At 68.2% G+C, this 25,323-nt stretch carries 24 protein-coding genes; 6 read left to right on the top strand and 18 right to left on the bottom strand.

The annotated features are described in order from the left end of the window. The first annotated feature begins 12 nt into the window (after positions 1 to 12). The gene (locus tag OZ671_RS09410; RefSeq protein ID WP_268860519.1) at positions 13 to 1,107 is read left to right on the top strand and encodes a helix-turn-helix transcriptional regulator; all 1,095 of its coding nucleotides are present in this window, start codon (positions 13 to 15) and stop codon (positions 1,105 to 1,107) included. A gap of 133 nt (positions 1,108 to 1,240) precedes the next feature. Here OZ671_RS09410 and OZ671_RS09405 read toward each other — a convergent pair whose 3' ends face one another. The 6 genes from OZ671_RS09405 to OZ671_RS09380 all read right to left on the bottom strand — a co-directional run bounded on the left by OZ671_RS09405 (position 1,241) and on the right by OZ671_RS09380 (position 7,615). Next, positions 1,241 to 2,248 (bottom strand): 4-hydroxyproline epimerase, encoded by a 1,008-nt coding sequence (locus OZ671_RS09405; protein WP_268860518.1) that lies wholly within the window; start codon positions 2,246 to 2,248, stop codon positions 1,241 to 1,243. A 33-nt stretch (positions 2,249 to 2,281) separates the two neighbouring features. After that, the gene (locus OZ671_RS09400; RefSeq protein ID WP_268860517.1) at positions 2,282 to 3,496 is read right to left on the bottom strand and encodes a GGDEF domain-containing protein; all 1,215 of its coding nucleotides are present in this window, start codon (positions 3,494 to 3,496) and stop codon (positions 2,282 to 2,284) included. Positions 3,497 to 3,639: 143 nt separating this feature from the next. After that, positions 3,640 to 4,569, bottom strand: a complete 930-nt coding sequence (locus tag OZ671_RS09395; RefSeq protein ID WP_268860516.1) for a dihydrodipicolinate synthase family protein — start codon at positions 4,567 to 4,569, stop codon at positions 3,640 to 3,642. A gap of 103 nt (positions 4,570 to 4,672) precedes the next feature. Continuing rightward, the gene (locus tag OZ671_RS09390) at positions 4,673 to 5,662 is read right to left on the bottom strand and encodes a TRAP transporter substrate-binding protein (RefSeq protein ID WP_268860515.1); all 990 of its coding nucleotides are present in this window, start codon (positions 5,660 to 5,662) and stop codon (positions 4,673 to 4,675) included. A 62-nt stretch (positions 5,663 to 5,724) separates the two neighbouring features. Continuing rightward, positions 5,725 to 6,990 (bottom strand): TRAP transporter large permease, encoded by a 1,266-nt coding sequence (locus OZ671_RS09385; protein ID WP_268860514.1) that lies wholly within the window; start codon positions 6,988 to 6,990, stop codon positions 5,725 to 5,727. Between the two features lies 1 nt (position 6,991). Next, a complete protein-coding gene (locus OZ671_RS09380) occupies positions 6,992 to 7,615 on the bottom strand; it encodes a TRAP transporter small permease (RefSeq protein WP_268860513.1) in 624 nt (207 codons plus the stop codon). A 202-nt stretch (positions 7,616 to 7,817) separates the two neighbouring features. Between OZ671_RS09380 and OZ671_RS09375 the strand changes: the two genes are divergently transcribed. Both OZ671_RS09375 and OZ671_RS09370 read left to right on the top strand, forming a co-directional pair. Continuing rightward, entirely contained in the window at positions 7,818 to 8,486 is a 669-nt protein-coding gene (locus tag OZ671_RS09375) for a GntR family transcriptional regulator (RefSeq protein ID WP_268860512.1), read from the top strand. A 277-nt stretch (positions 8,487 to 8,763) separates the two neighbouring features. Next, positions 8,764 to 10,128: a globin-coupled sensor protein gene (locus tag OZ671_RS09370; RefSeq protein ID WP_268860511.1), complete on the top strand. Its 1,365-nt coding sequence runs from the start codon at positions 8,764 to 8,766 to the stop codon at positions 10,126 to 10,128. A 4-nt stretch (positions 10,129 to 10,132) separates the two neighbouring features. Here the strand turns inward: OZ671_RS09370 and OZ671_RS09365 are convergent, their stop codons facing one another. Beyond that, positions 10,133 to 10,921: a helix-turn-helix domain-containing protein gene (locus OZ671_RS09365; protein ID WP_268860510.1), complete on the bottom strand. Its 789-nt coding sequence runs from the start codon at positions 10,919 to 10,921 to the stop codon at positions 10,133 to 10,135. Positions 10,922 to 10,968: 47 nt separating this feature from the next. Here OZ671_RS09365 and OZ671_RS09360 point away from each other — a divergent pair, with 47 nt between their 5' ends. The 3 genes from OZ671_RS09360 (at position 10,969) to OZ671_RS09350 (ending at position 13,781) form a co-directional block, all read left to right on the top strand. Continuing rightward, positions 10,969 to 12,147, top strand: coding sequence for an MFS transporter (locus OZ671_RS09360; protein ID WP_268860509.1), 1,179 nt, complete (start codon positions 10,969 to 10,971; stop codon positions 12,145 to 12,147). 103 nt (positions 12,148 to 12,250) lie between these two features. Further along, entirely contained in the window at positions 12,251 to 13,225 is a 975-nt protein-coding gene (locus OZ671_RS09355) for a diacylglycerol/lipid kinase family protein (protein WP_268860508.1), read from the top strand. Positions 13,226 to 13,277: 52 nt separating this feature from the next. Beyond that, positions 13,278 to 13,781, top strand: a complete 504-nt coding sequence (locus tag OZ671_RS09350; protein ID WP_268860507.1) for a GNAT family N-acetyltransferase — start codon at positions 13,278 to 13,280, stop codon at positions 13,779 to 13,781. 138 nt (positions 13,782 to 13,919) lie between these two features. Here OZ671_RS09350 and OZ671_RS09345 read toward each other — a convergent pair whose 3' ends face one another. The 11 genes from OZ671_RS09345 to OZ671_RS09295 form a co-directional block, all read right to left on the bottom strand. Continuing rightward, entirely contained in the window at positions 13,920 to 14,735 is an 816-nt protein-coding gene (locus tag OZ671_RS09345) for a MetQ/NlpA family ABC transporter substrate-binding protein (RefSeq protein WP_268860506.1), read from the bottom strand. Positions 14,736 to 14,776: 41 nt separating this feature from the next. Then, positions 14,777 to 15,442 carry a methionine ABC transporter permease gene (locus OZ671_RS09340; protein WP_268860505.1) on the bottom strand — a complete coding sequence of 222 codons (666 nt, stop codon included), beginning with the start codon at positions 15,440 to 15,442 and terminating at the stop codon, positions 14,777 to 14,779. After that, positions 15,432 to 16,526 (bottom strand): methionine ABC transporter ATP-binding protein, encoded by a 1,095-nt coding sequence (locus tag OZ671_RS09335; RefSeq protein ID WP_268860504.1) that lies wholly within the window; start codon positions 16,524 to 16,526, stop codon positions 15,432 to 15,434. Before OZ671_RS09335 ends, OZ671_RS09340 begins: the two co-directional genes overlap by 11 nt. Positions 16,527 to 16,670: 144 nt before the next feature. Next, positions 16,671 to 16,859 carry a hypothetical protein gene (locus tag OZ671_RS09330; protein WP_268860503.1) on the bottom strand — a complete coding sequence of 63 codons (189 nt, stop codon included), beginning with the start codon at positions 16,857 to 16,859 and terminating at the stop codon, positions 16,671 to 16,673. 741 nt (positions 16,860 to 17,600) lie between these two features. Then, positions 17,601 to 18,767, bottom strand: a complete 1,167-nt coding sequence (locus OZ671_RS09325; protein WP_268860502.1) for an alpha-hydroxy acid oxidase — start codon at positions 18,765 to 18,767, stop codon at positions 17,601 to 17,603. 138 nt (positions 18,768 to 18,905) lie between these two features. Continuing rightward, positions 18,906 to 19,484: a GNAT family N-acetyltransferase gene (locus OZ671_RS09320; RefSeq protein ID WP_268860501.1), complete on the bottom strand. Its 579-nt coding sequence runs from the start codon at positions 19,482 to 19,484 to the stop codon at positions 18,906 to 18,908. Positions 19,485 to 19,508: 24 nt separating this feature from the next. Continuing rightward, entirely contained in the window at positions 19,509 to 21,875 is a 2,367-nt protein-coding gene (locus tag OZ671_RS09315) for an Orn/Lys/Arg decarboxylase N-terminal domain-containing protein (RefSeq protein WP_268860500.1), read from the bottom strand. Between the two features lie 276 nt (positions 21,876 to 22,151). Further along, positions 22,152 to 22,937 (bottom strand): amino acid ABC transporter ATP-binding protein, encoded by a 786-nt coding sequence (locus tag OZ671_RS09310; protein ID WP_328286350.1) that lies wholly within the window; start codon positions 22,935 to 22,937, stop codon positions 22,152 to 22,154. A 9-nt stretch (positions 22,938 to 22,946) separates the two neighbouring features. Beyond that, on the bottom strand, positions 22,947 to 23,768 hold the full coding sequence (locus tag OZ671_RS09305; RefSeq protein WP_268860499.1) for an amino acid ABC transporter permease: 822 nt from the start codon (positions 23,766 to 23,768) through the stop codon (positions 22,947 to 22,949). Further along, a complete protein-coding gene (locus OZ671_RS09300) occupies positions 23,765 to 24,517 on the bottom strand; it encodes an amino acid ABC transporter permease (RefSeq protein ID WP_268860498.1) in 753 nt (250 codons plus the stop codon). Before OZ671_RS09300 ends, OZ671_RS09305 begins: the two co-directional genes overlap by 4 nt. Continuing rightward, a partial coding sequence (locus OZ671_RS09295; RefSeq protein WP_442957064.1) for an MmgE/PrpD family protein occupies positions 24,514 to 25,323 on the bottom strand: 810 nt, incomplete at its 5' end. The genes OZ671_RS09300 and OZ671_RS09295, both read right to left, overlap by 4 nt.

The raw sequence follows: 25,323 nt of genomic DNA, 5'->3' as shown, positions 1-25,323 counted from the left end.
GGGAGGACCGCGATGTCGGACGACAGCCTCGCCGAACATATCTACGAGGCCGCCTTCAACCCTCCCGAATGGATCGGCGTCCTCGATGGGCTGGGCGCTGCGACCCGCTCGGCCGGCGGGTGCATGGTTCTGTTCAACGGCAACGAGCCGCTCGGCATGATGCAGAGCGAGATCATCCGGGAAATCGGCCAGAGCGTGGCTGCGGAGCCCGATCCGGGGGCGCTGCGCTGCTTCGAATATCTCTACGTCAACCGGCCGACGGGGTTCATCGTCGGGTCGGAGTTCTTTCCCGAGCCCTTGCGCGCGGCCGACGGCTTCAGGCGCACGAAGCTCGGGCTGGGGCTGGGTGACGACGCCGTCTCGCTGATTTTTCTGCCGAGTGGCGAAACCGCCATGTTTTCGATCGACCGGTCGACCACGAGCGGGCCGTTCCGGCCCGAGGATGTCGATCGCCTCAACGCTTTCTATCCGCATCTGTCGCGGGCCGCGCTGGTGTCGGCGCGGCTGCGGCTGGAACAGGCGAAGACGGTGGTCTCGACCCTCGACGCGCTCGGCCTGCCGGCCGCCGTGCTCGGATCGTCGGGGGTGGTCAGAGCGAGCAATCCGTTGCTCGAAGGGCTGGCCGACCGGCTGCTGCCGGTCGCGTTCGGCGGCATGGCGGTGGCCCATCCCAGCGCCGACAAGCTGTTCCAGGAGGCGGTGAGGGCTTCGCGTGCCGGCTTCCACAGGCTGGTGCGCTCCATCCCCGTGCCGGCCGTCGAAGACAAGCCGCCGCTCGTCCTGCATGTGCTGCCGCTGCGCCGCTCGGCCTATGACATCTTCCAGGGCGCGGATACGCTGGTTGCAGTGACGACGGTGAGCCCCACTGCGGCGGCGCCATCGGCCTCGGTGCTGACGGGCCTCTTCGACCTGTCGCCTGCCGAGGTGCGGCTCGCCTCGGCGCTGACCGAGGGCCGGACGCTGCGGGCGGCGGCCGCGGGCGCCGGCATCACCTACGGCACGGCGCGGCGTTATCTCGAAAGCATCTTCGCCAAGACCGGCGTCAGCCAGCAGAGCCAGCTCGTGGCGCTGCTGATCAGCGCCCATGCGCTGGGCCGGAAGGTGTGAGGCCAGGCGCGCGGCTCGTCCCCGCAGAACCCAGCGACGGAGCCGATACCCATATCTTCCGGCTTCGTTCGGAACGCGGCGAACAGAGGCGATCATCGGCGGGCGCCGCTGCATCTCCTCGCACCATTCGCGCTCAGCGATCGGCGACCTGGAAGCCGGCCCAATAGGGATCGCGCCGGTCGACAGTGATGGTGCTGGTGCCGGTCACCCGCGCCCAGCCTTCGATCGAGGGAATGATGGCGTCGATGTCGCCGACCTTGGCGCGGCCTTCGATCCGGCCGGTGAATTTCGAGCCGATGATGGATTCGTGCACGAAGTCCTCGCCCTCGGCGAGCCGGCCGGTCGCAGCGAGCTGCGCCATGCGCGCCGAGGTGCCGGTGCCGCAGGGCGAGCGGTCGATGGCCTTGTCGCCGTAGAAGACGGCGTTGCGGGCGCTGCCGCCATGGCGCGCGGCGCCGGTCCAGAGGACGTGGGTCAGCGTGTCGAGCGCCGGATTGGCCGGGTGGACGATGCGATGGCGCGCGTTGAAGGCCCGGCGCAGCGCCGGGCTGAGGCGCAGGATGTCGGAGGGCTGCAGGTCGTCGAGATCGCCATAGCCCGCCTGCGGCTCGACGATCGCATAGAAATTGCCGCCATAGGCGACGTCGACGCTGAGCGGGCCGAACCCCTCGACGTCGACCTCGAAGCCACGGCCGAGCAGGAAGGAGGGCACGTTGGTCAGCCGCACGCTGTCGACGAAGGGGCCGTTCTGCACGTAGCGCGCCTCGACGAGTCCGGCCGGGGTGTCGAGCCTCAGGAGACCCGGTTCGCGCGGCGTGACGAGGCCGTGCTCGATGATGGTGGTCACCGTGCCGATGGTGCCGTGGCCGCACATGGGCAGGCAGCCCGAGGTTTCGATGAACAGGATGCCGATATCGCAATCGGTGCGGGTTGGCGGGTAGAGAATGGAGCCGGACATCATGTCGTGGCCGCGCGGCTCGAACATCAGGCCGGTGCGGATCCAGTCGAATTCGGCGAGGAAATGCTGGCGCCGCTCGAACATGGTGGCGCCGGCGAGCTGCGGGATCGAGCCGCCGGCGACCACGCGCACCGGATTGCCGCAGGTGTGGCCGTCGATGCAGAAGAAGGTCGTTCGCGCCATCGTCAGGCCCTTTCGTCGGTCGGTCGCCGCCGGTCAGGCGGCCGGGCGCGCCTGCGGGGAGGCGGCTGGCTGGTCGGGCAGGATCGTGCGCAGCGCCAGCACGGCCGCTTCGCCGCCGGCGAGCGCGCAGCGGCTCTTGCCGAGGGATTTGGCAACATAGAGCGCGCCGTCGGCGGCGCCCAGCAGCGCCGGGAGATCGGTTCCATGCTCGGGCGCGCAGGCAATGCCGACGCTGACGCCGATCGCCGCCGTCCGGCCGTCGATATCATAGCTGCCGGCTATGCCCGCGATCAGCCGTTCGCCGAAACGCTGCGCCGCGCCGGCATCGCCCGTTGCCGCGAGCACGACGAATTCGTCGCCGCCGAGCCGCGCGGCGAGGTCGCCGGGCCCGACGAGGCCGCGGAGCTTCTCGGCGACGCGCTGCAGCACGCGATCGCCGGCGGCATGGCCGAACGTGTCGTTGACCGCCTTGAAGCCGTCGAGGTCGAGATAGAAGAGCGCGAAGCGCGCCGTCCCGCCCGGAGCGGAGAGGCGGTCGTCGAGGGCGCCGGCGAAGCCGACGCGGTTGGCAAGGCCGGTCAGCGCATCGTGCCGGGCGCGGTGGGCATTTTCCTGCTCGGCGATCATGGTGGAGACGAGCATGCGGTTCAGCCGGAACGAGGCAGCGGTCATGCTGTAGAGATAGAAGGGGATCTGCAGGAAGACGACCAGCAGCATCGGCTCGCCGGCAAACAGCGTGCCGAGGCAGAGCGGCCCGAGGCTGAGGGCGATCATCAACCCGGCCATGCGCGGCGCGCCGAAATTGCGGAAGCAGATGCCGCCGACCATGGCGGCGGCCGAGAGGCAGGTGAGGGTGGCGATGACAAAGTCGCCCGAGGTCAGGCCGAGGAAGGTGCCGAGGCCGACGCTGAAGCCCCAGAGCACGGCGAGGACGATGGCAATGTCGGTCGGGGTGCCCCGGCCGGCACGTGCGGCGCGCTTGCCCATGACCAGCACGGCGAGCCGCGACAGGCAGAGCACCACCTCGAAGACGAGCCAGGCGATGAACGGCCCGCTCGGATGGCGCAGCGTCACCGCCGCCGCCACCAGGATGGTGTTGATGACGCCGCCGATGAAGACCGGAAGCGAGCCGAACAGACCGGTGATCAGGGCATGGCGGATATTGGCGGGGATGTCGGGCCCGGGCTCGACAAGCCAGCGGGTGACCCGCCAGACCGGCAGGCTGTACGTCCCCTCGGTCCGTTCCATCGCATGCCCCCTCTTTCCCCGCGAGCCAAAGGCACGCGGGCCGCTCAACAGGGCGTTAACCGGAGGGAAGCGCCGCCGCATCGTCCTTAACGTGAGGCAAACGGGCGGCGGCGCGCGATTGACGTGGAACGTCAATCGGGACATCAGGCGGCGGTCTTCAGTCCGACATCGGGCAGTGCCGGGCGCGTCTTGAGCGCCGCGGCCATCATCGCCTCGACCTCGGCCTTTTCGTGCGGCTGGAGCGCGAGACGCGGCGGCCGGGTGATGTGGGTGCCGCGGCCCATGACGTGCTCGCACAGCTTGATGCACTGGACGAGGTCGGGCCGGGCATCGAGGTGCAGCAGCGGCATGAACCATTCGTAGAGCGGCATCGCCTCGGCGAAGCGGCCCTGCCTGGCCAGGCGGAACAGCGTCTCGCCCTCGCGCGGAAAGGCGTTGGACATGCCCGACACCCAGCCTTGCGCGCCCATGGCGACGCTCTCGACCACCACGTCGTCGAGGCCGGCGAACAGCACGTAGCGATCGCCCACCTTGTTGCGCAGGTCGATGAAGCGGCGCGTGTCGCCCGAGCTTTCCTTGAAGCAGACGATGGTCTCGCAGTCGGTCAGCGTCGCCAGGATGTCCGGGGTGACGTCGTTCTTGTAGATGGGCGGGTTGTTGTAGACCATGACCGGCAGGTCGGTCGCCTTGGAGACGGCGCGGAAATGCGCGGCGGTCTCGTGAGGCTTGGCCGAATAGACGAGGGCCGGCATGACCATGACGCCGTCGACGCCGATGCGCGCGGCTTCGCGCGCGGTCTCGACCGCAAAGGCGGTGGTGAACTCGGCGATGCCGCAGATGACCGGCACCCGGCCGGCGGCGACCGACTTGCCCGCCTCCATGATCTGGATCTTTTCGGCGGTCGTCAGCGAGCAGTTCTCGCCGACCGTGCCGCAGACGATGAGGCCGGAGACGCCGTCGCGGATCAGCGCGTCCATGACGCGGGCGGTGGCGTCGATATCGAGCGAGAAATCCTCGCGGAACTGGGTGGTGACGGCCGGGAAGACGCCTTCCCAGGAAATGCGCTGATGCATGGAGTGTCTCCGTTGGGAGCAGGGCGGGCTTCGTCGTCCCGTCCTGCCGCAGGGTGGAAAAAAGGAGGCGCCGCGACAGTCGCCGCCGCGGCGCCGTCGCGGATCAGAGGCTCGCGCCGGCCCGGCGCAGCTCGGCGAGGACGGGGGCCTTGGGCAGCCAGATCTTGTCGAACTCCTGGATCACCGCCTGGGCGTCCGCGACATTGGCGGTGCGGATGGTGATCGGCGCGGCGCGGAACTGCTCGACGAGCTTCGGCTCGTTGGCGGCGAGCTCGTCGATCTGGGTGTCGAGCGCGCTCCTGACCGCCTTGGTGATCAGTTCGCGGTCGGCCGCCGGCACGGTCTGCCAGACGCGGCCCGAGACGAGCGCGATCATCGGCATGAACACGGCGTTCATCTGCAGGATGACCTTCGACACCTTGTCGAAACGCTGGTTCCAGGAAAATTCGAGATCGGCCTCCAGGCCGTCGACCTGGCCGTTGGTCATGGCGTCGAACACGGCCGGCGTCGGGATCGGCGTCGGCGCGGCGCCGAGCGCCTGGTAGAAGTCGCGGTAGACCGGGGTGGCGTTGATGCGCAGCTTCATGCCGCGGATGTCGGCGAGGGTCGAGATGTCGCGTGCCGAGAAGATGGCGCGCATGCCGGTAATGCCCCAGGCGAGGCCGACCGTGCCGGTCTCGCGCGGCAGCACCTCGAACAGCTTCATCGCCACGGGATGGCGCACCAGCTTGGCGATCTTCGGCGTCGAATCGACGACATAGGGCGCGGTGATGGCGGCGATCGCCGGCACGCGCGAGCCGAGCTCGGCGGCCATGATCCAGCCCATGTCGAGGGCGCCCGACTGCATCTGCTGCAGCATGGCCGCCTCGTTGCCGAGCTGACCGGAATGGAACACGGTCAGCGACAGGCGGCCGTTGGTTTCCGCCTTCAGGATCTCGCCGACCTTCAGGGCCGCCCGGTTCCAGGGATGGCCGTTGGGCGTGAGGATGCCGAGGCGGAATTCGCGGGCCTGGGCGAGGGCGAGGCTGGGCGCGCCGAGCGGCAGGAGGCTGCCGGCGGCGGCCGCGACGAGATGGCGGCGGGTCAGGGTCATGGTTCTCTTCCGGAGGTCCTGGTTTCTTGTGGTTCAGGCTTTGGGTCTTGGAATGCGGGACTTCACTTCAAAAGGGCGAGCGACAGGAACGGATAGAGCGAGAGCAGCACCAGCAGCACGCAGGCGATCGCAAAGAACGGCATGGTGACGAGGAACATCTTGCCGGGCTTGGCGCCGGTCACGGCGGCGGCGACGAAGAAGCAGAGACCGACCGGAGGCGACAGCAGGCCGAGCACCAGATTGACCACCACCACGACGCCGAACTGGCGGGGATCGATGGCATAGACCTCGGTCGCGATCGGCAGAAGGATCGGCACGGTCATGATCAGGCCGGGTATGCCGTCGATGACGGTGCCGATGACGAGCAGGATGACGTTGACCAGCAGCATGAAGCTGACCGGATCGCGGGCGACCGACTGGATCCAGGCGGCGGCCTCCTGCGGCACCTTGCCGAAGATCAGCACCCAGGAGAATACGGCCGCCGCGGCGACCAGGAACAGCACGACGGCGGAATAGATGCCGGCGCGCAGCATCATTTCCGGCAGCCGGGCGAAACTGAACTCCTTGGTCCAGTAGCGGCCGACGAGGGCCGCCGCGATGGTGCCGACCGCCGCCGACTCGGTCGCATTGGCGAGGCCGCCGAGGATCGAGCCGACGATGACGATGGGGATGAGCAGGGTCGGGCAGGCGCCGAGGATGATGCGGAAGCGCTCGCGCAGGGTCATCGGCTCGGCGCGCGGATAGTTGTAGACATAGCCCATCAGCGCGATGACGACGCAGAACATCACGGTGAGGATGACGCCGGGCACGATGCCGGCGATCAGCATGTCGCTGACCGAGACCTGGGCCAGCACGCTGTAGACGACGAACATCACGGACGGCGGGATGATCGGCCCGAGCATGCCGCCGTAGGCGGTGAGGCCGGCCGCGAAGGTCTTGTCGTAGCCCTTCTTCTCCATTTCCGGGACCATGATCTGCGCCATGATCGCGACCTGGGCGGTCGCCGAGCCGAGGATGGAGGAGACGAACATGTTGGCGAGCACGTTGACATAGGCGAGCCCGCCGCGGAGCTGGCCGACGAAGGCCATGGCCATGTCGACGATCCGCCGGGTGATGCCGCCGCCGTTCATGATCTCGCCGATCAGGATGAACAGCGGAATGGCGATGAGGCCGTAGCTGTCGACGCCGCCGAAGAGCTGCAGCGGAAAGCTCTGGAACAGCAGCGGATTGCCCGAGGCGGTGATGTAGACCATGCCGGCGATGCACAGGCACAGGCCGATCGGCACGCCGACGAGCATGATGACGAGGAAGGCGGCACTGGTGACCATGTCAGTTCACCCCGTCGACGGCGGCGAGGTTGAAGCCGGCAAGCTCGGTCTTCGGCACCCATTCGAGGTCCTCGAGGAGATTGGCGGCGCCGTGCACCGTCATCGACGCTGCGAAGATCGGCAGGATCAGATAGAGCACCCAGGTCGGCCAGTTCAGCGTCTGGGTCCGCTCCGTGTAGAGGAAGTTGAAGCTCTCGGCCGCGAAGTCGCGCGCATCGAAGCCGGCGCGGGCGATGCCGACCGGGTCCATCCAGAGCCAGCACATGACGGCGAGCGCGATGCCGAAGACGACGACCGCGCCGGTCGCGATCACCTTCGCCGCCTTCATGGCGCCGGGCGACAGGCGCTCGGTCAGCATGGTCACCGCGAAATCGAGCCGCAGCCGCGTCATGGCGGAGGCGCCGATGAAGGTGAGCCAGACGACCGAATAAACCGCGGACTCGTCGATCCAGTAGATCGGCATGCCGGTATAGCGTGTCGCGACATTGACCAGGATCAGCCCGGTCAAAAGGAACATGAGTCCCATGATGGCGAGGCGTTCGGCGGCGAGCAGGCGAGCCGAGGCCGCCATGATCAGGCGGCAGGGCAGGCTGGAGGCCGGGGCAGTGATCGCTTGGTCGATCATTCTTGCGTGAGACCCTGATGCATTTTCTCTGGAATTCCTGGATCGTAGATTTTATACAATCTACGAGTCAATGGCCGCCGCCGCATTTTTCCAGATGAGGCCGGCGGCCTCGCGAGCCGGCTGGCTGTCGGTCATCAAGCCCTTGTTTTCTCGCCTTTTCCGCGAGCTGCACGGCGGCCGGGATCATGTAAGGTGGTGTCCGATGAACGCACCTCTCAAGCACAAGACCCTTGCCGCGGCGATTGCCGACCAGCTGCGCCAGGCCATTCTCGACGGCAGTCATCTCGCCGGCGCGCAGCTGCGCCAGGACGCGCTGGCCGAGACCTACGGCGTCAGCCGCATCCCGGTGCGCGAGGCGCTGTTCCAGCTCGAGGCGGAAGGGCTGGTGAAGATCGTGCCGCACAAGGGCGCGATCGTTTCGGAACTGTCGCTCGACGAGATCAACGATGTGTTCGAGCTGCGCTGCATCCTGGAGCCGCGCATGCTCGAGCGATCGGCGCCGCGCCTGTCGGAGGAGGATTTCGCCCGGCTCGACACGATCCAGGGCCAGTTCGTCGGCGCCATCGCCGAGCATGACGTCGCCCATTGGGGCGTGCTCAATGCCGAGTTCCACATGGCGCTCTATGCCCGGGCCCAGCAGCCGCGCACCCAGGCGATCGTCGCCGCGCTGCTGCAGACCAGCGATCGCTATACAAGGCTGCAGCTGAGCCGGACGGAGGCCATGGGCATCGCCGAGAAGGAGCACGGCGAACTGATCGCGCTCTGCCGGGCTGGCGCGGTCGGTCCGGCCTGCGCCTTCCTGCAGAGCCACATCCGGTCGGTTCAGGCGGATCTGCTGCGCGTGCTCGGCCGCACGCCACGGTTGCGTTGAGGCCGGTCCGCCGCAGCGGCCGCCGCAGTAGTGGGCGCGGCCCGGCCCAGCGGGAGCGAGCAAAGGAACGACGGCCGCTCGCGGTGACTGTCGCCAAGGTGCTGCGAATACATCTTTTTCCGATCGATATTGGCGGCGGCATATCGTGATTTCGAGCGAATGCCTTGAATTTTTGCCGTCTTTGAAGTAATTTCAAGTTATTATAGCGTATAAATGATCCGTTAAGCATTCGGATGCAGTTATCGGCCATCGCCGTTTGCTGCATTGGACTTTCTTCATGACCGACAACAGGGATCTCGCCGCCCGGTTGGCCTTCGCCAGGATCGACGCCGCCGCCATTGCCGATCTCGGCGCGCTGTGGACGCAGATCGCGCCCGAGCTCGAAGGGCTGATGAAGCGCTTCTATGCGCATGTCATGGCCGAGCCGCGCATGGCCGCGCTGATCGGCGAGCGCCAGGGCGTGCTGGAAGGCGCGCAGGTGAAGCACTGGACGCGCCTGTTCAGCGGCAGGTTCGACGACGACTATGCCGCGAGCGTCGAGCGCATCGGCCGGGCGCACCACCGGATCGGGCTGGAGCCGCGCTGGTATATCGGCGGCTACCAGTTCATGCTGTCCGAGCTCAGCCGGCTGATCCTGCGGAAGCACCGCTTCGCGCCCGCCCGGGCCGGGCGGCTGATCGAGGCCCTCAACAAGGCCGTCCTGTTCGATCTCGACTTTGCCTTGTCGACCTACCAGCAGGTGCTGTTGGAAGAGCGCGCGCAGCGCAACCGCGAGATGGAGGAGGCGGTGACGCAGTTCCGCGCGGCGACCGAAGGCGTGCTGCGCATCGTCGACGACAGCGCCAGGCGCATGCAGGCGACCTCGCAGTCGCTGAGCACCATAGCCGTCGAGACGGCGGGCGAGGCGGCGTCCGCCGCGACCGCCTCGGAAGAGACCTCGCTGAACGTGCAGACGGTGGCCTCCGCGGCCGAGGAGCTGACGCGTTCGATCCAGGAGATCTCGCGCCAGGTCGGCAATGCCACCGCCGTGGTCAGCACCGCGACCGGCATGACGGAAGCCTCCTCCGCCGACGTCGCGCGGCTTTCGGACGCGGCCCAGAAGATCGGCGACGTGGTCGGCCTCATCCAGGCGATCGCCTCGCAGACCAACCTGCTCGCGCTCAACGCCACGATCGAGGCGGCGCGGGCCGGCGAGGCCGGCCGCGGCTTCGCCGTGGTCGCGAGCGAGGTCAAGCAGCTGGCCGCCCAGACGTCCAAGGCGACCGACGAGATCGCCCAGCAGATCGCCGGCATCCAGGCCTCGACGGCAAGCGCCGTCAGCACCATCCGCGATGTCGCGCGCACCATGACGGAGATCCACCAGGTGACGAGCTCGATCGCCGGCGCGATCGAGGAGCAGGACGCGGCGACGCGCGAGATCGCGGCGAGTGCCCAGATGGCCGCGCGCACCACCCAGACCCTGTCGACCAATGTCGGCCAGGTGAATGCCGGCATCGACCAGACCAAGGAGGCCGCAGCGGAGGTGTTCGCCACCTCCAGCGCGCTGGGCGACCAGTCCTCACAGCTCGCCGAGGACGTGCGCCGGTTCCTGGCGGCGCTGACCAGCACGGACGCTGAGGGCGGGCTCAGGCGCGCCGGCTGAGCGATCAGCCGCTGAAGAAACCTCCCGGGCTCTTGCCGGTCACGCTCCGGAAGGCCGCGCCGAAGGCGGCCGCCGAGGAAAATCCGAGTTCGCGCGCGGTCTCCTTGGCGCTGGCGCCGCGGCCGATGAGGCCGATCGCCGCCATGATCCGGGCGCGCTGGCGCCAGGCCTTGAAGGTCAGCGCGGTCTCCGCCGGAAACAGCCGCGAGGCCGACCGGACCGAGGTGCCGGCGCGGGCGGCGAGCGCGGCAAGATCGGCCTTGCCGGCGGGATCGGCGATCACGCATTCGGCCAGCCGGATCATGGCCTGGCTCCGCGGCATCGGCATGAAGGTCGGGGCCGGCTCGGCACGCGCGACCTCGTCGAGCAGGAGCGAGGTGATCGCCTGGCGCCGGCCCGGCGCGAGCGGCGCCTCGAACTGGGCGAGGATCAGCGCGCGCAGCAAGGGCGACGTCGCGATCACCCGGTCCTCGGCCGGCGCGGCCGCCACCCAGCCCGCCGCGGCGGCATCGGTCGCGACATAGGTCGAGCGCATCTCGACGTCGCCCAGCATGTCGATCGCGTGGGCGACGCGCGCCGGCACCCAGACCGCCCGCTCCGGGGGCACCAGCCAGCGGCCGGTCGGCGTGGTCACCTGCATGGTGCCGCTGGCGGCGAAAATGAGCTGCGCCGTCTCGTGCCGGTGCAGGGCGAGATGCGTGCCCTGGCCATAGCGGCGGGCCAGGACGCCGATGCCGGCCTCGAAAGCCGTGTCTGGCGTCTTATCGACAGGAGTTGGCGTTACATCCTTCATAAGCCATCCTAGGCTGGCGAGCCCGACCCTGCCAATGGACGCAGCCGATGAACCGCCCGCAGACCGTCATCGCCTATATCAATGTCGCGCATGCGCTCGATCACCTGATGATGCTGATCTTCGCCACGGCGGTGCTGACCATGGCGGTCGAGTTCGGCGTGCCGTTCGGCGATCTCCTGCCGCTGTCGCTCGGCGGCTTCATCGCCTTCGGCGCATTGTCGCTGCCGGCCGGCTGGCTCGGCGACCGATGGAGCCGGCGCAACATGCTGGCCATCTTCTTCATCGGCGGGGGCCTGGCCGTGGCCGCGACCGGCCTTGCGCGCAACGCCACCGAGCTCGCCATCGGCCTGACTGCGATCGGCGCCTTCGGCGCGATCTATCATCCGGTCGGCACCGCCATGCTGGTCTCGCATGCCGAAAAGCTCGGCCGGGACATCGGCATCAACGGCGTCTGGGGCAACCTCGGCGTCGCCTTCTCCGCGCTCATCACCGGTGCGCTGACGCAATGGTTCGGCTGGCGCGCGGCCTTCTTCATTCCGGGCGCCGTCAGCATCGCGGCCGGCATCGGCTTCCTGTCCCAGGTGCGCGACGAGAAGCGGCTCGGCTCGAAGGCCGGCGGGCAGGCGCGGATCGGCCGCGACGAGATGATGCGGGTCTTCGTCATCCTGATGTGCGTCGCCTTTTCGCTCGGCATCACCTTCAACGCCGTGACCGTGGCGCTGCCGAAGCTGATCCAGGAACGGATCACCCTGTTCGGCTCGGCGCCGGCGGTGGTCGGAGCGATCGGCTTCATCGTCTATGTCTGCGGCGCCATCTCGCAATATACGGTCGGCAACCTGATCGACCGCTATCCGCTGCGCACGCTGTTCCTGCCGATCGGCTTCGCCATGACGCCGCTCCTGCTCATCGCCTCGGTCGCCCATGACTGGGCGATGCTGATCGCCGCCACAGGCGTCGTCACGATCATGTACAGCCAGGTGACGCTGAACGATGCCATGACCGGCAAATATACCAGCGACGAATGGCGCGCGCGGGCCTTCGCCGCGCGCTACACGATCACCTTCGGGGTTGGCGCCTGCGCCGTCTGGCTGGTCGCCTGGCTGCACCGCATCGGCGGTTTCGCGCTGACCCTGCAGGTGCTCGCCGCGCTCTGCGTGCTGATCGCCATTGGCGCCCTGCTGTTCCCGCGCGACCGCGAGGAGCCGGCCGGACTGCCTGCGGAATGACCGGAACCGGAAGCCGTGATCGCCCGTTCTGGCGTTGAGGCTGAACTCCGCCCCTTGGTGGAGGCGCCGGCTTTGGCCATAGGGACGGGACGTGCAGCAGACGATGGATCAGGGCAAAAGCCGCATTTTCGGGCTCGGACCGGGGCTGAAGGCGGCGGTCCTCGCCAATGCGAGCTCGGGGCTGCGCCGCCGCACGGCGGAAGCCGTCGACGCGGCGGCCGAGGCGCTGGCCCGGCACGGCATCTATCCGCGCGTGTTCCTGGCGCGGCGCGGACGGCTTGGCGAAGCGCTCACCGCCTGCCGGCTGGAGGAGCCGGACCTGCTGATCGTGGTCGGCGGCGACGGCACCATTCTGAGCGCCGCCGAGGCCTTTCTCGGCAGTCGCACCGTGCTCGCCATCGTGCCGGGCGGCACCGTCAACCAGCTCGCCCGCGATCTCGGCCTGTCGCTCGACCCGGTCGCAGCCGTCGACCAGCTCGCGGCCGGCACGATCCGGCGCATCGATGTCGGCACGGTCAACGGCCGGGCCTTCCTCTGCACCGCCGTGGTCGGGCCGCTGGCCAAGCTGCAGCGCTACCGCGAGGAGGCGCGCGGGCGGCTGTGGGCGACCTTCGGATCGTTCTTCGTCACCGGCCTCAAGGCGGTGACGCTGCGGCCGGCCACGCTCAAGATCCATCATGGCGCCGAGGCCTGGGTCGAGGAGACGCGCGGGGTGATCGTGTCGGTCAATCCGCTCGCCGAGACGGTGTCGCGCGTGCCGCTGCGCGAGCGGCTGGATGGCGGCACACTGGCCGTCTATGCGGCGCGCGAGCGGGGCTATTTCTCACTGTTCCGCATGGCCGCGGCGATCCTCGCCGGCCGCGCCCGCACCCATCCCCATGTCGGCTATCACGAAGCCGGGGAACTGCAGATCGACGCGCGCAGGCGCTCCCTGATCGTGCTCAACGACGGGGAGGTCAGGCGGCTTGCGACGCCCCTGCGGCTCGCGGTACAGGCGGGGGCGCTTCGCGTCGTCGCGCCGGCCGAGTCCTCGGACGCACCGCCGCTCGCCGCCGGCGTCGTGCCGGATCCGGCCTGATCTGCCGGCGGGACGGGCGCGGATCGCGGGCGGCGGACATCCGGGGGATGCCATGAACGGCGACATTCCGACCCTGACGACGGAGCGGCTGAGGCTGCGCGCTCCGGTCATCGGTGATTTCGAAGCCTATGCGGCGCTGATGGGCTCGCCCCGCTCGCGCGGAATGGGCGGGCCGTTCGACCGGCGCGCGACCTGGGGCATCTTCTGCCATGACGTCGCGCTCTGGCCGCTGTTCGGGCACGGCGCGCTGATGGTCGACCTGAAGGCCACCGACACCTGCATCGGTCAGGTCGGCATCAATGCCGGGCCGCTGTTTCCGGAGAAGGAGCTCGGTTGGCTGCTCTATGACGGCCATGAAGGCCATGGTTATATGACGGAGGCTGCCCGGGCGCTGAAGGACTGGGCCTTCGGCACGCTCGGGCTCGCAACCCTCGTCAGCTATGTCGACCCGGCCAATGCACGATCCTGCGCGGTCGCCGAGCGGCTCGGCGCCGTGCTCGACCCGGACGCGCCGCGGCAGGACCCGGGCGACCTGGTGTTCCGGCACGTCCGGTAGGCCGGCGTTTTGCCGATGCGCCCTGCAGGCCGACATCGGCGCGGAACTCCGCGGCGCGTGCGATCACGCGGGCGCATTTCGCCTTTGGGCCCGGCCGGCGCGCCTCGACGGAACCGCGCCGGCCGCGTCCGCATGGCCTTACCAGGAGGCGATGACCGAGCCCTGGAAGGTCTTCTCGATGAAGGCCTTGACCTCGGCCGACTGGTAGCTCTCGACAAGCGGCCTGACCCAGGGCTTGTCCTTGTCGACGGCGCGCACCGCGATCAGGTTGACATAGGGTCCCTTCGGATCCTCGCGCAGCAGTGCGTCGCGCGTCGGGTTGAGGCCGGCAGGGATGGCGAAGTTGGTGTTGACCGCGGCGGCGGCGACGTCGTCGAGCGACCGCGGCGTCTGGGCCGCCTCGATCTCCAGGAAGCGCAGCCGACGCGGATTGTCGACGATGTCGATGACGGTCGGGCTGTAGCCGACGCCGTCCTTCAGCTTGATCACACCCTTGTCCTGCAGCAGCAGCAGGCTGCGGCCGCCATTGGTCGGGTCGTTGGGGATCGCGATCTGCGAGCCGGCAGGCACCTCGTCCCAGGTCTTGTGGCGCTTCGAATAGACGCCGAGCGGGAAATTCACGGTCAGGCCGACACTGACGAGATTGTATTTGCGGTCGGCATTCTGCTGATCCAGGAACGGCTTGTGCTGGTAGGAATTGGCATCGAGCTCGCCGGCCGCCAGAGCCGCGTTCGGTATGATGTAGTCGGAAAACTCGGTGATCTTGAGGTCGATGCCACGGGTCGCGGCGACCGGCTTCACCGCTTCCAGGATCTGCGAATGCGGGCCGCCGGTGCCGCCGATGCGGATGGTGGTGCGCTGCTGCGCACGGACGAGGCCGGGGGCGGCAAGGCTCGCGGTGGCGAGCACGCCGGCACCGAGCACGATGCGCCGGTCAAGCTTGGTGATGGACATGGGAGGTCTCCGGGTTCGAAATCGCTTTGGGGGGACGCCGCTCAGCCGCGGCGGATGCGTTTGTTGACCTTGCGGGCGATGGCCTCGCCGATCGTCTGGACCGCCTGGACCAGCACGATCAGCACGACGACCACCGCGGCCATGACCTCGGGCATGAAGCGCTGGTAGCCGAAGCGGATGCCGAGATCGCCGAGCCCGCCGCCGCCGACCGCGCCGACCATGGCGGAGTAGCCGATCAGGCTGACGGCGGTGAGGGTGAGGCCGAGCACGATGGCCGGCAGCGCCTCGGGCAGGAGCACCTTGAGGACGATCTGCAGGGAGGAAGCCCCCATCGCCTTGGAGGCCTCGATCAGGCCCTGGTCGACCTCGCGGATCGCCGCCTCGATGATCCGGGCGATGAACGGGGCGGCCGCCACCGTGAGCGGCACGATCGCCGCGCTCGTGCCGATCGAGGTGCCGGCGATGAGGCGGGTGAACGGAATGATCGCGACGACCAGGATGATGAAGGGCGTCGAGCGCGTGGCATTGACCACGATGCCGAGGACGCGGTTGACCGGCACCGCCTGGTAGAGCTCGCCCTTGCCGCTGGTGGCGAGGAAGATGCCGAGCGGCAGGCCGATGAGCGTGCCGATGAGGCCGGCCGCGGCGACCATGTAGAGGGTCTCGGCCGTGGCCGCGAGGATCAGCTTGACGAGTTCAGGCGACATAGCCGAGCACCTCCGCCTTGAGGCCATGGGCTGCGATGAGGCCGGTCACCGCGCCGACCGTCTCGGCGGCGGCGGGGATGGTGACGGTGATGTTGCCGAACGGCCGGCGGCCGATCTCGTCGACCTGGCCGGAGAGGACGTTGATGTCGATGTCGAGCGAGCGCGACAGGCGCGACAGGATCGGCGCGGTGGCATTCTCGCCGGTGAAGACGATGCGCAGCACGGCGTGACGTGCCTCGCCCGCCTCGGGGCGGAGCCGCGCCGCGATCTCGCGCGGCAGCTCGCCGCCGGTCACCGAGGAGACGAAGGTGCGGGTGGTCGCCGTCGCTGGCTCGGCGAAGACCCGGTAGACCGGTCCTTCCTCGATGATCCGGCCGGCCTCGATCACCGCCACCTGGTCGCAGATCTCCTTGATCACCTGCATTTCGTGGGTGATCAGCACGATGGTCACGCCGGTGATCTCGTTGACCCGCTTCAGCAGGGCGAGGATCGAGCGGGTGGTCTCCGGGTCGAGCGCCGAGGTCGCCTCGTCCGACAGCAGCACTTTCGGCTCGGTGGCGAGCGCCCGGGCAATGCCGACGCGCTGCTTCTGGCCGCCCGACAGCTCGGCGGGATAGCGGCCGCGCTTGTCGGCAAGGCCGACGAGCTCGATCAGATTGTCGACCCGCGTCCGGATGGTCGCCTTCGGCGTTCCGGCGAGCTCCAGCGGCAGCGCGATATTGTCGAAGACGGTGCGCGAGGACAGAAGGTTGAAGTGCTGGAAGATCATGCCGATGCGGCGGCGCAAGGCCCGCAGGCCCGCGCCGTCGAGCGCGCCGACATCGACGTCGTCGACGAAGACCTGTCCGGCGGAGGGTCGCTCCAGCCCGTTGATGACCCTGAGCAGGGTCGACTTGCCGGCGCCGGAACGGCCGATAATGCCTGCGATCGAGCCCTTGGCGACGGAAAGGTTCACCTTGTCGAGCGCGGCGACGGCCGGGTCGCCGTTGCGGGCCGAATAGACCTTGGAGACCGCGGCGAAACGAATGGCGGGATCGGCGGCGGCGAGCGCGACCGGATCCTTGAAGGCGGTGACGGCGTTCATGGCGGTCTCCTTCACCGGCTCTTGCCGGCTTTGGCAGCCGTCTGTGGAACGGGGGCAATGCGGGTCATGATCTCAACTGTCGGCGTCAAAAACGGATGGGACGCGCCGCCGCTGCAGCGACGCCGCGCCATGGCGGCAAGACGGTCAGGCCGCTCTGCGCTCCTGGGTCATCAGCGCGCGGGCGGCCCGCTCGATGCCGTGGATCGAACGGAAGACCTGATGGTCGAGCGAGCGTACCGCTCGCGCCGAGGCAAAGAACCTCACGCCGCCGCGGGTGCGCTGGCCGAGGCCGATCGGCTCGTCGTCGATTTCGATGATGATGGTGTCGGACATGAAAAATCTGCCACCGGACGTCGCCGGCGCCTCTCGATGAGGGGGGATAGGGAGGGTTCGAACAGGTCAGATGCCTTGACAGCATCGACACGAACCCATCACCGACGACATCCGGTGGCAGGGATCAGTCTGGGAGGAAGCACCCGAAGGCCAGGCATCGGGCAGTCTCGCAAAGCTCATCGCACACTCTCCATCACGGGAGCCCACGAATGCGCTTCGTGGCGCTTTAGCCCTTGGTGACGCGGTGCAAGCTGCTCCATCAAATCCCGCGATCTGCCGACGCGGGGCGCCGGCGGATGAGGCCAAAATAGGCCTTCCGGTCGTTATGTCAACCGGATTGTTCTTTTAAAAGAATGGGAGAATTGGAAACTTATTGTCGCGACAAGCCGTCGCGAAAAAGCAAATTTATGCGTTTCGAGGCAATCGACCGGCCGAACGATAAAATCGTCCTCTTTGGGTGAAGGGGACCCGTGGCGTCGTGCTCCCCCAAGCCGCGCTCCCGCACCGGGAAGCGCTGCATTGGGAGCGACCGTGGTTCGAGGCCCGCGCCAGGGCGCGGGCACCTGGCCATGAGGGAGGTGGAGTATGGCAGCGGGTTGCTCATGGAGCGCTGAGCGCGGCATGTCGCGACCGCGCCTGATGCCAGGCTTTCCGTTCCTCATGGCGAGATGGGAGCGAAGCGACCCTCGAACCACGACCGACCGCGATGCCGGTCCCGACATGACCAAGCGCGCATGCGCCTCAGAACGCCATATTGGTGCTCTTGCCCGGCGTCACCAGGATGTTGCGGTCGACGGTCTTGACGTCGCGCAGGCCGCACAGCGCCATGGTGGTGTCGAGCTCCTTGCGGATGATGTCCAGGCAGGCGGTGACGCCCTGCTCGCCCATGGCGCCGAGGCCATAGAGGAAGGCGCGGCCGATGAACACCCCCCTGGCGCCGAGCGCCAGGGCCTTGATCACGTCCTGTCCGGAGCGGATGCCGCCGTCCATCAGCACCTCGATGCGGTCGCCGACGGTCTCGACGATGGCCGGCAGGGCGGCGATCGAGGAGAGCGCGCCGTCGAGCTGGCGGCCGCCATGGTTGGAGACGATCAGGGCATCGGCACCGCTGCGGGCCGCGAGCTCGGCATCTTCGGGATCGAGAATGCCCTTCAGGATCAGCTTGCCGCCCCAGCGGTCCTTGATCCACTTGACGTCGTCCCAGTTCAGCGTCTGGTCGAACTGCTGGCTGGTCCAGGCCGACAGCGAGCTCAGGTCGTCGACGCCCTTGGCGTGGCCGGCGATGTTCCGGAAGGTGCGCCTCTTGGTGCCGAGCATGTTGAGGCACCAGCGCGGCTTGGTCGCCAGGTTGATGAGATTGGCGATGGTCGGCTTTGGCGGGGTCGAAAGGCCGTTCTTGATGTCCTTGTGGCGCTGGCCGAGGATCTGCAGGTCGAGGGTCAGCACCAGGGCCGAACAGCCGGCCGCCTTGGCGCGATCGATCAGCGCGTTGATGAAGTCGCGGTCGCGCATCACGTAGAGCTGGAACCAGAACGGCGCCGTGGTGTTCTCGGCAACGTCCTCGATCGAGCAGATGCTCATCGTCGAGAGCGTGAAGGGAATGCCCGCCTTGGCGGCGGCGCGCGCGGCAAGGATCTCGCCGTCGGCATGCTGCATGCCGGTGAGGCCGGTGGGGGCGATCGCCACCGGCATCGACACCTTCTGCCCGACCATGGTGCTTTCGAGCGTGCGGTTGCTCATGTCGACGGCGACGCGCTGGCGCAGCTTGATCTTGCCGAAATCGGCCTCGTTCGCCCGGTAGGTGCTCTCGGTCCAGGCGCCGGAATCGGCATAGTCGTAGAACATGCGCGGCACGCGCCGCTGGGCCAGCTTGCGCAGATCTTCGATGCAGGTGATGGTCGGGGACATCGACGGCTTCTTTCCGCGGCACTCGGGGATATTGCACTAGGGCATTGTTCCGACCCCTAGCACAAGCCCGCAGCCGCGGGCGACCGCGGCGGGCGCGGCCCGCCTATGCCTTCCGTCATGAGGCAGGCCGTCCCGCGGTCAGCGCGACGGCGGCGGCGGAGCGGTGGCGCCAAGGCCGAGCGAGCGCTGGACCATCACCGTGTCGCTCCAGCGGCCGTGCCGGAAGGCGACCGCCGGCAGCAGGCCGATGCGAGCGAAGCCGAAACTCTCGTGCAGTTTCAGCGAAGCGGCATTGTCGGCATCGATATAGCCGATCAGCTGGCGGAAGCCCGCCGCCGCACAGGCATCGATCAGGCCCTGCATCAGCAGCCGGCCGATGCCGCGGCCGAGATGGTCGTGATGCACGTAGATGGAATGCTTGACGGTGTAGCGGTAGGCGGGCCGCTTGCGGAACAGCACCGCGTAGCAATAACCCACCACCTCGCCGTTCCTGATCGCCACGAGATGCGGGAACCGGCGGCTCTTCAGGTTCTTCCGCCGGTCCTTGAGATCGTCGGGCTCCGGCATGTCGCCGGGCTCGAGTCTGTCCTCGACGCCGTGGCGGATATGCCGGCGATAGATGGCCAGCATGGCGTCGACGTCGCTGTCGCGCGACGGCCGGATCACCACGTCATCGCCGCGTGGCGTCGGCTCGGGCTGCACGGATCCTGGCTGCATCGATTCCCGTGATCTCCTTGTCGTTCAATCGGCCTGTTCGGCAACCACATAGGTATGCAGCCTGACGCGGCCGGATGCATCAAATTCCCGATAGACGCCCTGGATTTCCACCTCGAAGCCGGGGAAGCGGTTGAAGCTTGCCTCGAACATCCGGAGATAGTCGATCATCGGCTCGGCCCGCCGGGTCAGCCGCTCGCCCGGCACGATGGTCGCAATGCCCGGCGGATAGACGACGAAAGGGGTGGTGGCGATGCGGCCGGCGATCGCGTCGATCGGCAGATAGTCGACATCGTTGCGCACCAGGGCGCGCGCCGCATCGTGCGGCGACATGGCGATCTCGGGCAGGTGCTCGGCGAGGAACTGGCGGGTCTGCAGGGCGCTGACATTGGCCTCACGGAAGAAGCCGTGCATGTCGGCGCAGAGGTCGCGCAGGCGCACACCGGCATAGCGGGTCGGCCGCCGGCGGTAGAATTCCGGGATCGCTTCCTCGAGCAGGGCATTGTCATCGTGCAGCTTCTTGAAGGCGACCAGGCCGGAGACCAGCGTGCCGGCCTTGCTGGCCTCGACGCCCGGGGTAAGCAGGAAGAGCAGCGAGTTGAGGTCGTTCTTTTCCGGAACGATGCGGTTCTCGCGCAGATATTGCGCGACGACCGGAGCGGGAATGCCGTGCTCGGCATAGGCGCCGGTCGCGCGGTCGAAGCCCGGGGTGAGCAGCGTCAGCTTGTTCGGATCGGTCATGGCGAAACCCGGCTCCATGCCGGCAAAGCCGTGCCAGGCGGCGTCGGGGGCGAGCTGCCAATAGGCCGGGTTGGAGGCGAGCTGATCGGTGCCGACGCTCTCCCAGGTCACCTCATGCACCGCGCCGTCGCGCGAGACGTCGGGAATGGCGACGCGGTCGGGGACGAAGGCCTCGAAGAACCAGCGCCGTTCCGGCCGGGCTTCCTTCTCCTCGAATTCGCGGCGCACGGCACGGATCTTCTTGCGCAGCTCGATGCCGAGCCGGATCGTATCGTCCCACAGCACTTCGCCCGAACGGCCCTTCATCATCTGCGCGCCGACGTCGAGCGAGGCGAACAGCGGGTAGAACGGCGAGGTCGAGGCGTATTGCATGAAACTTTCATTGAAGCGGCGATGCTCGACGCGCCGCTTCTGGCCTCGGATATGCCGGTCCTTGATGTGGATCTGCGAGGCCTGCGAGAAGCTTGCGAGCTGCTTGTGGGTCGACTGCGTCGCGATGATGCCGGGGGCGTCGGGCCCGAGCTCGGCGAGCCCCATGGCGAAGCGACCCGCATAGAGCGGGTGGAACTTCATGAAGCCGGCCCAGGCCTCGTCGAACAGGATGTAGTCGCAGAGGTGGCCGATGCGCTGCAGGATCATCTCGGCGCTGTGGATCGTGCCGTCATAGGTGCACTGCTCGACGACGGCGACGCGGAACGGCCGCGGCTTCTTCCAGGCCTCGGGATCCTTGACCAGCGGATGATGGCGGATGCGCTCGCGCAGCGCCTCCTCGTCGAAGGCGTCCCAGGCCATCGGGCCGATCAGGCCCCAGGCGTTGCGCACGGTCGGCAGGTAGACCGGAATGCCGCCGCCGATCATCAGGGCGCCGTGATGGGCGGCCTTGTGGTTGTTGCGGTCGAACAGCACGAGATCGCCGTCGGTGACGAGCGCGGCCAGCGCCACCTTGTTGGAGGTGGAGGTGCCGTTGAGCACGAAATAGGTCTTCTCCGCGCCGAAGATGCGGGCGGCTTCCTTCTGCGCCTCCAGCGCCGGTCCCTCGTGGGTGAGGAGGTCGCCGAGATCGAGCACGGAATTGTCGAGGTCGTCGCGGAACACCGCCTCGCCCAGATGCTCCATGAACACGCGGCCGATCGGACTGCGCGAATAGAACACGCCGCCATTGTGGCCCGGACAGGTCCAGAGCTGGTTGCCCTCCTCGGCATAGTCGACGAGGGCGCCGAAGAACGGCGTCTTCAGCGTCTCGGCATATTGCTTGAGCCGGCTGATCAGGTTCTTGGCGATGAAGGCCGGCGTTTCCTCCGACAGGAAGACGTAGCCGTCGATGAAGTCGAGCACCTCGACCGGCAGGTCCTCGAACCGCTTGCGGCGGATCAGGAGGATGATCGGGAAATCGAGGCCGCGCCGGCGCATCAGGTTGATCAGCGCGGCGGTCTTGCCTTCCAGTCCCTTCTTGCCCCAGTCGACCACCATGCAGCCGATGGCGGCATCGGTCTGCACGGCGATTTCGGCGTCCTCGAGCTTGCGCGCCTTGACCACCTCGAAGCCGGACCGCTCGATCTCGTCGACGATCTGGTTGAAGCGCTGTCCCTCGAGATCGTCGCCGTCGAAATTGGGCGTCGCGAAGAGGAAGGTGAATCGCCTGAAATAGTCCATGTCTGCCCTGATCCTGTCCGGCTGGAACGCGTCCGACATCGTGCTGTCGGCGCAAAGGATGACATTAAGGTGACGGTCGGCGCCCCTGGTGGCTCGGCCGGGGCGCAAAATGTGCCGACGAGCGGTTTCGACCGGTTGCGGGCGGTCGCGGCGCTCCCTCAGATCGGGATGGCCGGCGCGGAGCACCGGCGGGCGCACCCGACAATAGCGCCGCTTCAGCGTTTTTCCACTGCCGTGTTGGTCGACCGCCGTCCTGGCCGCGCCGGCGCGCCGCGGCTAGAGCACCTGATTCAGGAAGGCGCGCGTGCGTTCGTTGCGCGGTGCGCCGAACAGGTCGGCCGGGGGGCCGTGCTCGACGATCAGGCCGCCATCGGTGAAATAGACCTGGTCGGCCATCTCGCGGGCGAAGGCCATTTCATGGGTCACCAGGATGCAGGTCATGCCGTCGGCGGCGAGCGCGCGGATGGTGGCGAGCACCTCCTTCTTGGTTTCCGGGTCGAGCGCGGCGGTGACTTCGTCGAACAGCATGACGAGCGGGTTCATGGCGAGCGAGCGGGCAATGGCGACGCGCTGCTGCTGGCCGCCGGAAAGCTCGCCGGGATAGGCTGTTTCCTTGCCCGTCAGGCGGACCTGGGCGAGCAGGGACCGGGCCCGCTCCTCGACGGCGCGGCGCTCCTCGCCGAGGACATGGACCGGCGCCATCACGATGTTCTCGAGCACCGTCTTGTGCGGAAACAGATTGTACTGCTGGAAGACGATGCCGACCTTGCGGCGCAGCAGGCGCTTGTCGAGCCCGGGATCGTTGACCTCGATGCCGTCGACGCGGATCGAGCCGGAGGACATGCCGGCGAGGCCGTTGATGCAGCGCAGCAGCGTGGACTTGCCCGAGCCGGACGGGCCGATGATGCAGACGCTTTCGCCGCGTCGGACCGCCAGGCTGACGCCGCGCAGGACGGGAAGGGCGCCGAAGCTCTTGGTGACCTTGTCGATGACGACGATCGGCGCGCCGGCCGCCCGATCGATGTCCCGCCCGCCGCTGTCGCCGGCCGCGTTTCCAGCCATCGTTTCCCCTCAGGTCTTGACCGCGAAGCGCCGTTCGAGCGCCCGCGTCCAGCGCGCGATCGGATAGCAATAGGCGAAGAACAGGATGAGCAGCAGGCCGTACATCGGCATGAGCAGCTCGCTGCGTCCCTCGGCGATCAGCGCGGCGCGGGTGCGGGCGAGCGCATCCTCGACCCCGACGACGGAGATCAGCGTCGTCGCCATGGTCAGCACCGCATAGAGGTTCATCCAGGGCGGAATCATGCGTTTCAGCGCCTGCGGCAGGATGATCATGGTGAGCGTCTGCCAGCGGCTGAAGGCGAGCGACTCGGCCGATTCCCACTGGCCATAGGGGATCGAGCGCACGCCGCCGCGCACGATCTCGGCGACATTGCCCATGACCGGCAGGGCCAGGCCGATGATCGCCTTGACCGAGGCCGGCAGCGGGACGGTGAGGCCGAAGACCGTGACCTGATAGGGCAGGAGCAGGATCGCGTAGAACAGGAGCACCAGCCACGGCGCGTTGCGGAAGAACTGGACGACGAGCCAGCTCGGGCCGCGGATCAGGCGCGAGCGGGCGATCTGGGCCAACCCGAGCAGCGCGCCGGCGGCCGTGCCGAGGGCCATCGAGACGATGCTCACCACCAGGTTGAAGGCAAAACCCGACAGGATCAGCGGTGCCCATTTCAGCATGACCTCGACCACGCCCGGCCGCAGCGGCCCGGCCTGGGCGAGCGCGGAGGCCGCGAAGGCGAGGCTTGCGAGCGCGAGAAGCAGGAGCAGCCGGCCGCTCATCCAGGCCGAGGGCTGGCCGAGCTCGCCGAGGCGCGTCGGGGGCGGTGCTTGCTTCATGGGTGATAGCCTGGAATGCGCAGCGCCCGTTCCCAGCGGCCCATCAGCCAGACGAGCACCCCGACCAGCAGGAAGTAGGAGACGAGCAGCACGTTCATCATCTCGCGCACATTGAGCGCCTCGGAGAAGATCTGGCTGGTCGCATAGAGCAGTTCGGGCACGCCAATGGCGTAGGCGAGGCTGGTGGTCTTGACGAGATTGACGAGGTTGTTGCTGAGCGCCGGCAGCGAGACCCTGAGCGCCAGCGGCAGCGTCACATGGCGATAGATCTGCAGCCGGTCGTAGCCGAGCGACTCGGCCGCCTCGACGGTCGTCTCCGGCACGGCCTCGATGCCGGCGCGGAAGATCTCGACATTGAAGGCGCCGGCGAACAGCGACAGCGAAATCACCGCCCAGGCGAAGCTCGAAATCGGCGGCATCTGGCCGCCATGGCCGTCCGATATGGACGGCAGGACGCTGCCGACGGCGAAATAGAAGAAGTAGAGCTGAACCAGCGGCGGCGTGTTGCGGAAGAACTGGACATAGGCGCGCACCGCGCCGCGCAGCGGGGCGTGGCGCGAGCCGACGAGAAAGGCGCCGGCAAGTCCGATGGCCATCGACAGGGCGATCGCGATCAGCGAGAGCTCGACCGTCGTGACGAGCCCGGTGACGAAGCGGCCCGTGTCATAGCCGTCGTAGAGGATCGACAGATTGATGCCGTAGCGCTGCTGCAGCGCCCGTCCGGCCTCGGCGAGCCAGGTCTCGATCATGCCGCCACGCCCTCGGTCAGCAGGCCGGCGGCCTGCGCGAGGCCGTCGATGCCGCGCAGCCGCCCGAGCAGGGCTTCGGCCGCCGCCCGGCCGATGGCCGGCGTGGCATTGGCGCGGAACTTCGCGTCGAGCATCTTGTCGGGCATCGGGTTGGCGGGCATGCCGGTCGCCGCCGGCACGGCCTGCGTCAGGCGGCGGCCGTCATGGGTGTCGATGGTGACGACCGCGGCCTCGGGATGGTGGACGAGGTCGGCCGGGCACCGCGCGAGCGCGTCGCTCGCGACCATGCCGATGGCGGGCATCAGGCGCCGTACGGCCGCATCGGCAAGCGCGTCCGGCGCCAGCGAGGCCATGTCGAAGCGGCCGTCGACGAGCGCGCGGGCGACCGCATAGGGCAGGCTGAACTGGGCTTCGGTCGGCGTCTCCGGCCGGTCGAAGGTGAGCGAGGCGGCGACCAAGGGCGTGACCTCGCAGCGGACCGCCGCGACGGCATCCGGCCGGAGGCCATGGGCGGCGCGCAGCATGAGCGTCGCCTCGACCGCGGCCTGCGCGGCGGAGCAGGCCGGATAGGCCTTGAAGGCGAAGCCCGGAGCGATCAGCGCGAAGCGGCTGCCGAGGCCGTCGAGGCCGGCGGGATCGCAATGGCCGCCATTGGCGAGCGCGGCGAAGCCGCGTGGCTCCTCGATCGCATCGGCCGGCGCGTCGATCCCCGACCGGGCGAGCAGGGCGGCTTCGAGGCCGGCGCGGGCGGCAAGGCCGCAGCCTGCCGGTTTTGCCGTGGTGCCGAGCACCGAACGCTGGCCGCC

Source organism: Phreatobacter sp. AB_2022a (assembly GCF_026847585.1).
Classification (GTDB): Bacteria; Pseudomonadota; Alphaproteobacteria; order Rhizobiales; family Phreatobacteraceae; genus Phreatobacter.
This window is presented reverse-complemented; position numbering and strand designations above follow the sequence as displayed.